This window comes from Candidatus Stoquefichus massiliensis AP9, from assembly GCF_000455285.1.
Lineage (GTDB): Bacteria > Bacillota_I > Bacilli_A > Erysipelotrichales > Coprobacillaceae > Stoquefichus > Stoquefichus massiliensis.
In genome coordinates this window covers 183,842-198,656 of sequence record NZ_HG005289.1, presented here as the reverse complement: position 1 = coordinate 198,656, position 14,815 = coordinate 183,842, and the positions used below count along the sequence as shown (strand labels likewise).

Below are 14,815 nucleotides of genomic sequence, written 5' to 3'. Positions count from 1 at the left end.
AAAATAAAAGATAGCTGTATAAACAATTACATAAGGTTGGATGAAATATGCCAAAAAGTTATAGAATGTATAAATGAATTTTGTGAAAAAATGACATTTGTTGTTGAAGGGTATTTAAAATATATTGATGAAAATAAGAATGAATCAGATAGTGAGTTTGCTAATCAAGATGGTTGTACAACGGTTATTGATTTTTTAAATATAGGAGAAGAAAATAAAAAATTCCTAGTAGATAGAATATTGGGATCTTATACAGAAGTATTAAAATTCCAAAAATATATATTTGAAGATTTAAATATTCAATCTCATAAGAATAGTAAAAACTATAATTTTTATCAAAATGGTTTTTCATATTTAGAAATTAAAGACGATTCTGAACATAATCTAGAGTCTAAATGTTATTTATTCAGCTATAATCTTACTCCAGAAAAACTTATTATTTCTACAGCAATAAATTATCATGTTATAGGTGTTTCAGCGACAAGTTCTTATAAGTCCTCATTAGTTAATTATGATTTAGAATATTTAAAAAATACGCTTAAAATATCTCATTTGTTCGCTGATCAATTTGAACAAGCTCAAATAAAAAAAGCTTATGATCAACGTAATGAGGTAATCTATAGAGATACAGAGATTAAAGTAAAATTTATGAGTGGTGATGAAGAATTTGATTATCTAAATAATGTTTGGAATCAAATATTTAGAAAAAATCATATGGAACTTTTGGAAACTCATCGAAAGCAGTTAAATCAAAATAAATATTTGTATAAAGTTATAGCAAATTTATATAAAGTATTTTATGAATTTATACAGGATAATAATATGTCATCGTTTATTTATTTTTTAACTTTTAACCTTTATAATAGAAAAAATATTCATAATCTAGTACAAGTCGTATTTCACACAATGATTGGTAGAAACAAAGAGATAGAATATATAATAATAGATAGTATGGATTTTGAAAAAAAGTATAAAGATATAAAAGAGGAAAAGTTAGAGAAAGGTAAAAAAGTTTTCTTAATGACAACTTATCAAACAATTGGAGCAGGGATTAATTTACAATATTTAGTAACCACTGAAAATATTAAATATGCTCCTCATTTAAAAATAGGAGAAGAACGTGATTATGATGGTATTTATTTATCTAAACCTACAAACATAATGCCGTCTTTAAAAAAATCTTTTTTTGATTATATTTCTTTAGCACATTCAATTTATGCAATAGAATATTTAAAAGCAAGTAGAGAACTTCAGCCAGATAGATTCAAAAGAAATATTAATAATTTATTTAAAAGTGCATTACTTAATCAAGAAACTAGATATTATCTTTTATCATATTATAACTACAATAGTATATGTTTAGGAGCTGCTAAAGTTCTTGCTCAGGCTACAGGAAGAATTTGTAGGACAAAACAAAAAAACTCAATAGTTAATATCTATGTAGATGAAGAAAATATAAATTATTTATGTTTCGTATTAGATGTTTTAAAGAATAAAAATAATAATTTTGAATTTAATAAAATTTTGGAGAATATTACAAAAGAAAAATTAAAACCAGATATTATAAAAATATTTGACATAAAAGAAAAAAATAAATTATCAAATAATTATATCTGGAATATCTTGAATTCATACTCTAAATGGACAAAAGAAAAAATGGATGAGTGGAGAAAATTGAGAGAAAATGTATTAAGATATCCAACATGTAATAATTTGCTGCAGCATTCTTTTGTTGAGTGTTATTTTGAATTTGATCATCCTATAAATGAGTATAGTTATAGTAAATCTTGGAAATATTTACAAGATGTTTCTTTAGATATGAATAAACATCCATATAAAATGTCTGCTGATGCATGTGGTTTAATTATAGCATTATCCTCTATTCCAAAATTGAAAGATTACTTTATAAATTTAGGTTATGCAACAAATTTCAAAAAAAACACCTATATTCTTTCTGTGGATTTATATCATCGGATTTATAAAGGTGCATTAGGTGAAGAAATAGGTAAATTTTTATTATTATCATATGATATTAATTTAAAAGATATAGAAAATCCAGACTATTTTGAAAGATTTGATTATTTTTACAATAATGTCTATTTTGATTTTAAAAATTGGAGTGAGGATTTTCTAATACAAGAGAGTAAACAAGTTAGAAAGACTATCAATAAAGCAAAGAAAATAGGTACAAAAAGGGTATTTGTTATTAATGTACTCAGTCAGAATTATAAAAAAGAACAAACATTTAACATAGAAGGAGTCAAGCTTACAACAATACCTTATTTATATAATATAAGTACAGGTGAAATAAATAAAAATATGATAGCAGAAATAAAAATAGCTATTGAAAAATATTGCTAAAAACTTAAATTTTAAATACTCTAAAATAAATGTTATAAATAGTAAATTTGGTCTGAATAGACTTCTTTAAGTTTATAATTGATTATGACTTGTAGTATTTTAGAAGGTTATAAATGTTGGCGATTTTTTAATTGTTATAATTTCATTATATATTTAATATAAAAGAAGGTGATCATATAGATATGATAAATGAAAATGTATTTTTTGAGTTTTATAGAGAAAAAGTTTCATCAGATATTGTAGAAATGGAAAATGAATATAGGAATTTTAAAGTGTATTGGGATGAATTTATAAGACACTATTCATTAAAAGAAAAAGCGCCAGATAATCAGATGAAAATTGTACAATTAGCTTATATGTATGCGATTATATGGGATGTTTTCTCTATTTCAGCTATGTCAAGTGATAAGGAAAAAGCCAATAATTTAGTATTTAGTTCTTTAGCTACGACTATATCTAATGATATACTTGCTATTATTAAATTATCAATGGATGGTTTAGATTATCAAGCGATGAATATATTAAGAAACTTATATGAGATTAGTTTATTAATATTAAATATATGTATAGACGAAGAAAAAAGAGAAAAATATGTTCAATCAGCAAGTGAAGACAATTCATATGAAGTTTGGATAAAATATTTTAATATAAGTGCGATGTTAACAACAATTAGTAATTATACCAATAATAAAGATCTAAAAAAATATTGGATGAATGATATAAAAAGAATTTATAGTAGATTATCTTCTTTTACACATAATAGTCTTTTAAATGTTTATGTATTTAGTTTCAGTTTGCCAAAAACTAATCATGAAAAGCATGTATTAAATTCTTGTGCACATTATGTTGCTCGATATGAACAAATTTTGACAGAAATGGTAGAGATAATTTGGATGGTTACTAGAATTTTTAAATCCTTGTTAGAAGAGGCTAATCCAAATAGTTTTTGTGTAAATCTATTGGGTGATAATACAAAGGATTGTTTTAAAGCTGCTAATAATTATTTTTTCTTTGCGGATTATTGTTTTTTAAAGTTCATTAAGTAAAAAAATAATAGTATTTTGCTGAATTGATAAAGAAAGTTACATCTTGTCAAGGGAAATTCCACTTGTTTGGATAATGTAAGATTTGGTTGTTTTTAATTTATTATAAAAATAAAATAACTATTGATTTTGTTTTTTTATAATGTAGAGGATAAATGAATATTATTTGCTTTTATATAAGTTAGAGAATGCATTTCTGCAGCTTCATTTCCATATAATCTACTAAACAGTAAGTGTGGTGGTTTATCGTTTCGCTTGACTCTAGTATATAAATTAATATGGGACGTCATTAATCTGACGTCTTTTCGCGTATATTTATTATATCTCTTACACTTGTGAAAAATTATCTTAATAATTCATGTTTGATTACATACATGTCCTCTTCATATAGGAACTGAAGGATAGAAATAAAATATATAAGTTTATCTCTTTCTATCTTCATTGGAATCTATAGTTTTAGGATTAGAAAATTTAGAACTATAGTCTGTATTATCCTGAGAACAAAAAGAAAACAAATAATTTGAGGCAGTATTAATTTTAAATTTATTAAAGTAATATTTTATGGTAAAATTTATCTTGGGTGATGAAAATGTCAAATAAAATAGTACAGTATGATTTTAATAATCTGGGAATTGAGGAAATTCGAAGTTTATCATATGGTGTGAATTGGCCAATTGTATACATTCTCAATGGAGATAAAGAAGTATATGTTGGCGAAACAGCAAATGCTTATCAACGTATGAAACAACATAAAAGAAATCCTATAAGAAGGAAACTTGATAAAGTTAATATTATATATGATTCAGAATTTAATAAATCAGCAATATTAGATATTGAATCATTACTTATCAATTATATGTTGGCTGATCAGAAATATAAATTACAGAATATTAGTTCAGGTATTAATAGTCAAAGTGATTATTATCTAAGAGAAAACTATTTAAATAAGTTTGATGATATTTGGAAAGTGTTGTTAAAACAAGGTTTGGTCAATCATGAACGATTATATTTAGAAAACTTAGATATATTTAAATTTTCTCCATATAAAACATTAACTGAAGATCAACATATAGTTGCAATTGAAATTATAAAAGCGCTTATTGAAAATAAAAGTAAGAACAGCAAATCAACATTTATTGTAAGTGGAGTTCCAGGAACTGGAAAAAGTGTTCTTGCTGTATATTTAATGAAATTACTTATTGAAAGCCAACAAGCTATCAATGAATTAAGGTTTGATGATAATATTAATTTTATAACTTTATTAAATCTCATATCACAATATCATGGAAAATTAAAAGTTGGATTAGTTATTCCGATGGAATCGTTAAGGAAAACTTTGAAGAATGTTTTTAAGCAAGTTCATGGTTTAAGAGCAAATATGGTTATAGGGCCTTCTGAAGTCATCAAAGAACATTATGATATTCTGATAGTGGATGAAGCACATCGTTTACGTAGAAGAGTTAATCTAATGCCTGGATTAGCACATACATTTGACAATGTTAATGATCATTTAAAAATTGAAAACGGTGATGAACTTGATTGGATCATGAGGTCAAGTGACCATCAAATATTTTTTTATGATCCAAATCAATCTGTTAAGCCTTCAGATGTTAGAAAAGAGAAATTTAGAGAGATAATTAATCAGGTTGGAACAATACAATTTACATTAACCTCTCAGATGCGAGTGAAAGGTGGAGATTATTACATATCATCAATTTATAAACTTTTGGAGCAGAAGTTAAATAAACAAATAGAAGTTGAAAACTATGAATTGAAAATATTTGATGATGTAGAAGATATGTATCAATGTATTAGATTAAAAAATAAAGAAGATGGATTATGCAGAATGGTTGCAGGATATGCTTGGCCTTGGAAAACAAAAGAAGATAACTATGAAGACATCAAAAAACAAAATTTATATGATATAGTTATTAATGATTATCATTATATTTGGAATCATACTAATAAAGATTGGGTTAATTCTTTAAATGCAATAAATGAAATTGGATGTATACATACTGTACAAGGATATGATTTAAACTACGTAGGGGTTATTATTGGGAATGAGATAAAATATGATAGCATCAGTCAAAATATTTATATCGATGAAAAAAATTATTGTGATAGAAATGGAAAAAAATCACTTCAGACACAAAAAGAACTTTTTGATTATATTATTAATATTTATAAAGTGCTTTTAACAAGAGGAATAAAAGGAACGTATATTTATATATGTGATCTAGAATTAAGAGAATATTTTAAACAGTATATTAAATAGGAGTGTTATTATGGATGTTGTAAAGGAAAAAATAAAAAAGTTTAATGAGGAGCGAGATTGGGATCAGTTTCATTCTCCAGAAAATCTAGCAAAGTCTATCAGTATAGAAGCCGGAGAGTTATTGGAATGTTTTCAATGGAATAATAACTTTAACAATGAAGATGTTTGTGGTGAACTTGCTGATGTTATGACTTATTGCATATTATTAGCAGATAAATTAAATGTTAGCATTGAAGATATCATTTTAGAAAAATTAAAGATTAGTGCAAAGAAGTATCCCATAGATAAGTCAAAGGGTATTAGCACTAAATATGATAAGATATAAGTAGGGAGAATATGGATAATGCTATAAAAATTATTTCCGTTATCACATCCATTGTTTCGGCATTTTTCCTCTGCTTTAAAAAGAACACAAAAAAAGAAAGAGAATATTATAATGACATTGTTTTGCCTTTTATAGTTGAATATAAAAGAAATTCTAAAATAGATGTTATAAAATTTTTTGAAAATAAAATAGTTAGGTCAAAGATATTTATACCTCCGTATATTCATTATTTATATGACAATAATGAGAAGGAAAAATTAGAAAAAGTTTTGATTTATGATTATTTGGCATTAAGTGACAATCAAATAAATATGATAAATAAAGGTTTAAGTATTGTTTCAGATATGATTTATTATTTTTTTGTTGTGTTTAGTTTTATTGTTTTCTTATTGAGTATCATATTTATGATTAATTCTATTGTATCATTGGGATTTCATTATTCTGCATTGGAAAGTTATGATATTAGTATGTTGTTAAGTAGTCAAGCAATAAGTATTATTGGTAATATAATATATGCTTTTATTGTATTTGCTATAGCTATAGCACTGACTAAAATCACAATTACTTATTTTAAAGTTAACGATCGATATACTATATCTAAAAAACATATTAAAAATAGTATTGATAAAAAAATAAATAAATATCCCAAGATACTTAATAAATATTATTTTTAGAAAGAATAGTAAAACAATATTTTATTATTCAATATCTTATTTTATAAATACAAATCTCATTTATGAAGACATACCTTATATGAATTTTGGATGTCTTTTTAAATACATAGATTTATTATGAAGAATTATAGCAAATAATAACTAATGAAAGTCATTTGTGCCTATGATATAATATAGTTAAATTAATTGACAAGGATGGTGATATCAAATGGAATTTACACTTATGAATAAGAATACAGAAGTTTTGGATTTTCTATATGATGATGAAACTCATAATATAGATAAAATAACAAATTTAATTCATCCTGAATATGCACCATTAGGAATCATAGATTATAAAATAGGGATTTCAAGAAAAGCATTTAATAATTGGTGGCGAGATCGTGCTATTCCGGCTTCAAGAAGTCAATTTAAAGAAGTTCTTGAAGAATTAAATATATCTTCTTCAGTAGAATTGCTTGAACGTTGTTTGGGATTAAGTTTAAGTGATCATTATTGGATAAAAGAAAAAATTCTTCTATACGTTGGGAAACAATCAATTTCTTCACCAATGAATTTAGTGAAGATATGGGGAAATTATTAATGGGACAAATTGAATATCCTAAAGGTTTAGATATGTTTAGTCCTGATAATTCTAGTGATGGAAATCTCCGTAAAAAATGGAAGATTGTAGGTGGAAAGAGATGCTTGATTAAAGGTGGGAATACATTAAATAATCAAGAACCATTCAACGAAGTCATTGCAACAAAGCTATATGAACTGATATTAAATGAAGGTGATTATGTACCTTATTGTTTAATTGAAGAACATAATACTTACTATTCATGTTGTGAGACGATGATACATACAGATGAGGAATTAGTACCTGCAATTTATATAAATGCAATAAAGCAATTACGAGAAAATGAATCATTGTATGAACATTATTATATAGATGTATGTATTGAACTTGGATTACCAGATGTTAAATCAAAGATTGATAAAATGATAGTTTGTGATTATATATTAGCTAACTATGATTGACATTATCGTAATTTTGGTGCTATTAGAAACATCATTGACTTAAAATGGGAAAAGATAGCACCTATATATGATAGTGGAAGTTCCTTATGGGCAACAACACCTACACAACTGATTGGTGCAGCTTATAAAAGTAAACCTTTTAAATCTGATGCTGAATCTCAGTTAAAGCTAGTAGGTGATTTATCATGGCTTAATGAGGATAAACTTATAAGGTTCGAAAGTGTTATTTATGAAGTCTTAAGTGTAAATACTTTGATGGATGAATTAAGGATATCTACAATAGCAAACCAAGTGAAAAGAAGAATTGAAAGAGTTCTTATAAGAAAAAAAGAACTTGAAAATGATGAACATAATTAGGGCAATGATTATTGCTCTTTTTGATATATGAATCGAAAAATTTACATATCTAGAAAGTGAAGATATTTCAATTACATTTATACGTTAATGTATAAAGAAACACTTGAAATAGAGAATATAGTTTGTCCAGAATTATTGGAGTATGAATAGAAAAACTATACTATAATCAAGTGTTTTGATACAATATAAGAAACATACATACAACGAATAAATTATGGACTTCTTGAAACCAAGTACTATAACTGATAATTGAAGGTATGATTATTATTTGAAACATTATGTAGAAAATGTTTCAAATAAATGACTATAAATATGAAGGGAATATTAAAGGGAATTTAAAATATTGTTGCTTTGGTTAATGAAATATAAAATATCTTGAGTCGAAATATTATCATTAATTAGAAATGAAAAAGAAAAAGTGAAAAGATAATTCGATTACTGTTTTGATATTATATATGATAAAAATTAAAAGTTAATACAATTGGAAAACTGTTGAAAGATGAAATGTGAATTTGAGTGAGATTATATGAAATAGGATAGTAGGGGAGTACAAAAATGAGAAAACGTATTTATGAAATTATTGAAGTTGCTGATGAGAATGATAGATTGAGTAGAATTTATGATATTATCATGATGAGTACGATATTTGTTAGTCTTATTCCATTAGCATTTAAGGAAGAATTACTTATATTTAACTATATTGAGTTTATTTCAGTTACAATTTTTATAATTGATTATGTTTTGCGTTGGATAACAGCTGATTATAAAAGAGGGAAAAATAATATAATTGCCTTTATACAATATCCTTTTACAATTATGGCAATTGTTGATTTATTTTCTATTCTACCTTCAATATCTTTGTTCAATAGTAGTTTAAAAGTGCTTAGAGTTATTAGGCTATTTAGAACTTTTCGAATATTTAGAATATTTAAGGCTGTAAGATATAGCAGAAGTATTCATATTATTAAAGATGTTATACAGAATTCTAAAGAAAGTTTAATTGCTGTAGGAGTGTTGGCAATAGTATACATTTTAATATCAGCTTTAATAATTATAAATATTGAACCAGATTCTTTTAATAACTATTTTGATGCTATTTATTGGGCAACTGTTTCTTTAACAACGGTAGGGTATGGGGATATATATCCAGTCACTTCGCTAGGAAAAGTTATTACAATGTTATCATCATTTTTTGGGATAGCGATTATTGCTTTACCATCAGGTATAATTACAGCGGGATTTATGGAAAGCATAAACTCAAAATGATCATATTTTAAAAAGATAGATATATTTGATAATTGATTCATAAAGAGATAAATAAAATAATAATATAAGACATTCATTTGACAAATCTATTTATAAAAAATATTTGATTGGAAAACAAGATTAAATTCTGTAAGGATAAAGAAGTATGTTTGTATTAGAAGAAATTTAGAAATAGGAACAAAAAACTTATCGATGATGAAATTGATTTAAATCAATATAGTTTTATAAGATCAATAAACATATATGTAGTAAAGGATTATTAAAAATATATTTAATATTATAAAGACTGATGTATCATAAATATATTTAATATGACTTTCGGATATGATTAATCACAAGATAGAAAAAATATTTATAGTATAAAAAGTTCCAAAATTATGAAAGTCTTGGAACTTTATAAAAAATATATAATATATGAAAATAATTAAATTTTATTATTTTCTTGGACAGTTAATTTCAGTTCTTCAATAGTGTTTGTATCAGTAACTTTTAAATAAAATAAGTCATTATTTTGCACTCCAAGATAACTAGATGAACTTGTCCAAAGAATATGATTATCTATGAGAATTGCATTCATTGAACTTTGACTTCTTAGTATTTTGGTAGATATACCATTAAGATAATGAATAATATCATCATTATAATTTTTATTTATGCAAATATATATTTTTATATTTCTTGCTAATAGAGAGATAAAGAAAGAGTAAACCCTTTGAATTCTATTCAATTTACATTCATTAACAAAAATTGTAATTTCTTGTTTTGCATGATTTATACTTTCATTTAGAAAATATTCATAATTTGCTTTATCAAAGATAGCTTGTTCAAATTCAACTAGTTGATTATTTTCAATAATTTTATATCCATCAGTTTTGTATGTTTTTAAACGTTTTTGAAACATATTTTGTAATACTCTTATATGAATATCTACATAATCATAAACTTTAACAACTTTTTTACCAACATAATCTCTATGTAGTCTCCCTATATATTGAGATAAACGTCCTTTATAAGAAATAGGCATTGTTATGAACATTGTGTTTAAAGATGGTAAATCAAAACTTTCTCCTAGCAATTGTGATGTTGCAATGATTAAATAGTGATTTGATAGATCTATTTTTTCTCTAATATCTTTTCTTTCTTTAGTCGTGTTATCACCAGTTAAACAATAAGTATCATAATCTTCATACTTTAATTGATTATATAGAATCTGAATGTGTTCTTTTCTATCAGTTAAAACAATTATATTTTGTTTATTTTTAATTTCTTCAAATACATCTTGTATAATTAAATAATTCCTTTTTTCATTCTGATAGAGTTCTTTAATAATTTCTGTGAAATTTTTGGATTCATCCACAATTTTAAATGTAGTTGCTCTTGGAATAAGAATTTGCTCATAATCTCTATTTTGAATTAATTCTTTCTTATCAACTTTATAAACAATATCTCCTAAGTACATATAAATAACTTTATCCATTTCATCACGTCTTTCTGGTGTAGCAGAAAATGAATATATGTATTTAGCATTGAGATTTCTTAATACGTTACGATAAGTCTTTGATGATGCATGATGGCACTCATCAATAAGGATTAAACCATATTGCTGTAATAATTGATAATCTTCTATATTTGTTAAAGATTGGATTAATGCAACATCGATATGTCCTTTTAGTTTTTTCTTATTACCATGATATTCACCAATATAAGAAGCTCTCTTTTTCTTGGATATTGGATAATTAATAAACTCATTTATTTTATCTAACCATTGAATGAGTAATGCTTTACTATTGACAATAATTAAAGTATTCTTTTTTAGTGTGGACATTATATATAAAGCTATAATTGTTTTTCCAAAGCCTGGTGCTGCTTCAAGAATTGCAACTTCATGTTGAAGTAGTGTATCAGCAACAACTTGCTGGTTTGCTTTCAAAGCACCTTTAAATGATATTTCAATATGGTTACCTAGACATGTTTGATCATCAACTTCAACCATATTTTCATCTATATATTGAAGTAACTTTGGTTTCAATCCTCTAGGAATACAAATTTCTTTTTCATTTTCTTCTATAAATTCACATAAAACTCGTGGAACATTATAAACTGATAAATGTAAGTTAAGATTTTTAAAGTAATCAGGATTCCACATAGATGATATTTGACGTATAGTAAATAATGTGTTAGCACGTAAGCCTTTTTTTGATATGTGAAGAAGTGAATTTTCTTTGATTAATAATTTTTGTTGAATTTGATCAAGAAGATGTAACTGTAAGTCATCGGTGTCAAAGAAATCTGGTGACTGAGATTCTTGTGTATGGAGAATTCGATCTACTTGATTCTCTTCTAGTTTTTTGATGCTCATTAAATAATGGAATGGTTTTGTTATGGGCATTTGTAGTTCATTGATAAAGATAGAATTCTTATTTTGGAAAGCATCAAATTGATAGGGGAGTGCAATGCAATTTCCATATCCTTTTCCAGTATGAAAATCTTGGCTTGGGAACATCCTATCAAAAGAATGAAATGATAAATTTTTATTATTTCTCATAGCTTCTTTGAGTAAAAAATCTCCTAAGGATCTTGCTTTATGAGATTTAATAGGTGTTTCAAAGAATATCCACAAATGCCCACCTATACCTGATTGGGATTGTTCCATAACACATGAAATAGAATACTTTTTTGCTATTCTATAAACACTTAGAAGATCATCAAACCATAGGTCATCATCAAAATCAATGACTAAAAAATAACAAGTATTATCTGCTAATAGAGGATAGATTCCAATTCCATTATTTGATTTTTGAATATGATTAAGTATAATTTCAGGTGTAATTTTTTTGCCATTGAAATGAGTACATTTCTGACAGTTACCACCATTAGCAAGCAAACAAATCTTTTTGTTGAATTTGTTTAAGCATACTGGTGAATATTGAAGTGTTCCTTTTTTATTGCTGAAATATTTTGCTGCGTAAATATCATTCCTTCCTCTAAAATAAGACATATAAATTTTTAATCTATCTTGCTTGCTTAGATGTATATCATCTTCAATAAAAATATAACCCAAATTTTTAAGAATTTCTTTTAGTTTTTGGTTTTCTTCCTTTAACTTTGTTAACTCGTCCATAATAAAACACCTTTCTCTCGTTTATATTTGTTGTATTAATATAAATATATTATATTAGAAATATATAAATAATACAACTCAAATAATGAAGTACGTAAAAAAATATTTCTTTTGGTTGATTTATCATTGAAATGGTTTATAATAGGAATATAAATATTAACAAATTATATTGTTTTGAAATAATAATGAAGTTCGGGAAGAAAATTAACCTTAACATTGAGATGTATTAAAAATAATTTTTATATAAGCAGAAAGAAAAGAAATTTTAAATATTTATATATTAAATGTATTTTGTTATTTACTTTGATGTTATAAAGATATATAGTGATTGTTTTATTAATTAGGGAATTTGTTTTTTTGTAAAAAAGCAGGTTGTTATTTTGGTAATTATTTGGTTTATATGTAAAATAAGAGATGTGTGGAAGGAGTGCAGTATGATAAAGGATAAAGAAGTTATTATATATCATGGTAGTAAGCAAATAGTAGAATATCCTGAAATAAGAATGGCTAAATATAATAAAGATTTTTATTTTGGATTTTATTGTACTAGTTTTTTGACTCAAGCTAAAAGGTGGGCAACAAGATATACAGGTATAGGATATATCAATGAGTATGTATATGTTGAAGATTCTTCACTTCATATGAAAAGTTTTAATGAAATGTCTGAAGAATGGTTGGATTTTATTGTTGCATGTCGAAGTGGTAAATCCCATAATTATGATATTGTTGAAGGGCCTATGGCTGATGATACAATATTTAATTATATTCAAAATTTTATAGATGGAAAAATTACACGTTCTGCATTCTGGGAACTTGCTAAGTTTTCTAAGCCTACTCATCAAATGAGTTTTCATACAATTAGTGCACTTAAAACATTAAAATTTAAAGAAGGGTATGTGATTACTGATGAAAAATAATAGTCAATTATTTTATACTTGTAGTCTTATAGAATATATTGGAAGATTACAGAAGAGAAAAAGATCTGATGTTGTTTTTCAAATGGGAAAAGATGTTCTTATGAGAATATTTAATCATGCTGATGTTTTACATTGTGAACCAATTGAAAAAGTTGCTGAGGAGTTTATATTAATGTGTAAGATTGATAAAGGAGATTATGACAATGTTTCAGAATCTAAATATAATATTCCTGATTATTGGACGATTGGTGAAGTATATGAAAGGTTGATTGAAGATGTAGGCGGAAATGATATAATTGAAGTGTTAATGGTGGTTTATAATTCATGGATTAGTGAAGCAATTTCAAACTACAATTCTGATTTTTATTATCAATCAAGAGAGTATATTTATCAATGTTTTCATGATGGAGAAATTATTTAATGATGTATAGTTTATAAAATTTTCCCAAGTGATATTTTCATTGACACACAAAAAACAATGTAATTATCAATATAATTTTGATTTTTTATATAATTTTGCTAAACAGTATATTTACTTGGGAAAATATTGAAATAATGTTGAGTTTATCGTATTAATTTTATTTTCTTTGTTTTATAAGAGTTTATTTTCTCTAGGTTTAATAGCAACATATGATGTTTTGAAATTGAATTCACTGAATACGCAACTGAAACCAATAAGCCGTTTAATAGCAACATATGATGTTTTGAAATTCTTTTTCATAGATTGTTCCATCATTGAAGGTTATCCGTTTAATAGCAACATATGATGTTTTGAAATTATAAGTTTAGATTGCTTTTTAAGTCCTGTGTCTTGTTTAATAGCAACATATGATGTTTTGAAATCTATGTAATTTAATGTAATTAAGCAAATTGTCTTTCGTTTAATAGCAACATATGATGTTTTGAAATACAAGTGCAAATGCCTTTGCATTCTTTAAATTCGGAGGTTTAATAGCAACATATGATGTTTTGAAATGCCGAATATTTTCTAGATAAAGAATATGAAAAGTATAGTTTAATAGCAACATATGATGTTTTGAAATGATGTTAATCCAAACTGATCCATCATCATTTTTACGTTTAATAGCAACATATGATGTTTTGAAATAAAACATGTTACAGAAAGTCTTGATAATCTTGTTAAGTTTAATAGCAACATATGATGTTTTGAAATATGTACTCTATTATTAAATCTAATTGTTGTTTCAAAGTTTAATAGCAACATATGATGTTTTGAAATAGTATATAGAAACCACACAAAACTTAACATTTCTTGTTTAATAGCAACATATGATGTTTTGAAATTATTGTTTACAAGTTCTTATAGAGAGGTTCTTCCTCGTTTAATAGCAACATATGATGTTTTGAAATATGGAACAAAGATTGTATTACGTTAAAACATTAAAGTTTAATAGCAACATATGATGTTTTGAAATAAAAGATTGTTACA

The 14,815-nt window shown here is 25.1% G+C and carries 11 protein-coding genes and 1 CRISPR repeat array; of the genes, 10 read left to right on the top strand and 1 reads right to left on the bottom strand.

Annotated elements, in window-relative coordinates; translation table 11 throughout:
- The 8 genes from BN350_RS10635 to BN350_RS10595 form a co-directional block, all read left to right on the top strand.
- On the top strand, positions 1–2,361 hold a 2,361-nt coding region (locus BN350_RS10635), incomplete at its 5' end, for a hypothetical protein (RefSeq protein WP_028043583.1).
- A 182-nt stretch (positions 2,362–2,543) separates the two neighbouring features.
- Entirely contained in the window at positions 2,544–3,407 is an 864-nt protein-coding gene (locus BN350_RS10630; protein WP_028043582.1) for a hypothetical protein, read from the top strand.
- 586 nt (positions 3,408–3,993) lie between these two features.
- Complete coding sequence (locus BN350_RS10625; RefSeq protein WP_049945555.1) at positions 3,994–5,682, top strand: DUF2075 domain-containing protein; 1,689 nt, start codon at positions 3,994–3,996, stop codon at positions 5,680–5,682.
- Positions 5,683–5,692: 10 nt separating this feature from the next.
- Positions 5,693–6,007 (top strand): nucleotide pyrophosphohydrolase, encoded by a 315-nt coding sequence (locus BN350_RS10620; protein ID WP_028043580.1) that lies wholly within the window; start codon positions 5,693–5,695, stop codon positions 6,005–6,007.
- Between the two features lie 11 nt (positions 6,008–6,018).
- Entirely contained in the window at positions 6,019–6,681 is a 663-nt protein-coding gene (locus tag BN350_RS10615) for a hypothetical protein (protein ID WP_028043579.1), read from the top strand.
- Positions 6,682–6,889: 208 nt separating this feature from the next.
- A complete protein-coding gene (locus BN350_RS20000) occupies positions 6,890–7,264 on the top strand; it encodes a hypothetical protein (RefSeq protein WP_028043578.1) in 375 nt (124 codons plus the stop codon).
- Positions 7,264–7,704, top strand: a complete 441-nt coding sequence (locus BN350_RS19995; protein ID WP_028043577.1) for a hypothetical protein — start codon at positions 7,264–7,266, stop codon at positions 7,702–7,704. The genes BN350_RS20000 and BN350_RS19995 overlap by 1 nt, the downstream gene beginning before the upstream one ends.
- Before the next feature lie 912 nt (positions 7,705–8,616).
- Complete coding sequence (locus BN350_RS10595; RefSeq protein ID WP_028043576.1) at positions 8,617–9,327, top strand: ion transporter; 711 nt, start codon at positions 8,617–8,619, stop codon at positions 9,325–9,327.
- A 424-nt stretch (positions 9,328–9,751) separates the two neighbouring features.
- On the opposite strand, the gene BN350_RS10590 is transcribed toward BN350_RS10595, so the two are convergent.
- Entirely contained in the window at positions 9,752–12,448 is a 2,697-nt protein-coding gene (locus BN350_RS10590; protein WP_028043575.1) for a TOTE conflict system archaeo-eukaryotic primase domain-containing protein, read from the bottom strand.
- A 434-nt stretch (positions 12,449–12,882) separates the two neighbouring features.
- Here BN350_RS10590 and BN350_RS10585 point away from each other — a divergent pair, with 434 nt between their 5' ends.
- A complete protein-coding gene (locus BN350_RS10585; RefSeq protein WP_028043574.1) occupies positions 12,883–13,365 on the top strand; it encodes a DUF3990 domain-containing protein in 483 nt (160 codons plus the stop codon).
- On the top strand, positions 13,355–13,786 hold the full coding sequence (locus tag BN350_RS10580) for a hypothetical protein (protein WP_028043573.1): 432 nt from the start codon (positions 13,355–13,357) through the stop codon (positions 13,784–13,786). The genes BN350_RS10585 and BN350_RS10580 overlap by 11 nt, the downstream gene beginning before the upstream one ends.
- 194 nt (positions 13,787–13,980) lie before the next feature.
- Positions 13,981–14,801: a CRISPR direct-repeat array (repeat unit 30 nt; unit sequence GTTTAATAGCAACATATGATGTTTTGAAAT).
- Positions 14,802–14,815 lie beyond the last annotated feature (14 nt).

What these genes read in the sequence shown, in the direction of transcription:
- BN350_RS10630 (WP_028043582.1), top strand. Translation starts at nt 2,544, where the DNA reads ATGATAAATGAAAATGTATTTTTTGAGTTTTATAGAGAAAAAGTTTCA.
- BN350_RS10625 (WP_049945555.1), top strand. Translation starts at nt 3,994, where the DNA reads ATGTCAAATAAAATAGTACAGTATGATTTTAATAATCTGGGAATTGAG.
- BN350_RS10620 (WP_028043580.1), top strand. Translation starts at nt 5,693, where the DNA reads ATGGATGTTGTAAAGGAAAAAATAAAAAAGTTTAATGAGGAGCGAGAT.
- BN350_RS10615 (WP_028043579.1), top strand. Translation starts at nt 6,019, where the DNA reads ATGGATAATGCTATAAAAATTATTTCCGTTATCACATCCATTGTTTCG.
- BN350_RS20000 (WP_028043578.1), top strand. Translation starts at nt 6,890, where the DNA reads ATGGAATTTACACTTATGAATAAGAATACAGAAGTTTTGGATTTTCTA.
- BN350_RS19995 (WP_028043577.1), top strand. Translation starts at nt 7,264, where the DNA reads ATGGGACAAATTGAATATCCTAAAGGTTTAGATATGTTTAGTCCTGAT.
- BN350_RS10595 (WP_028043576.1), top strand. Translation starts at nt 8,617, where the DNA reads ATGAGAAAACGTATTTATGAAATTATTGAAGTTGCTGATGAGAATGAT.
- BN350_RS10590 (WP_028043575.1), bottom strand. Translation starts at nt 12,448, where the DNA reads ATGGACGAGTTAACAAAGTTAAAGGAAGAAAACCAAAAACTAAAAGAA.
- BN350_RS10585 (WP_028043574.1), top strand. Translation starts at nt 12,883, where the DNA reads ATGATAAAGGATAAAGAAGTTATTATATATCATGGTAGTAAGCAAATA.
- BN350_RS10580 (WP_028043573.1), top strand. Translation starts at nt 13,355, where the DNA reads ATGAAAAATAATAGTCAATTATTTTATACTTGTAGTCTTATAGAATAT.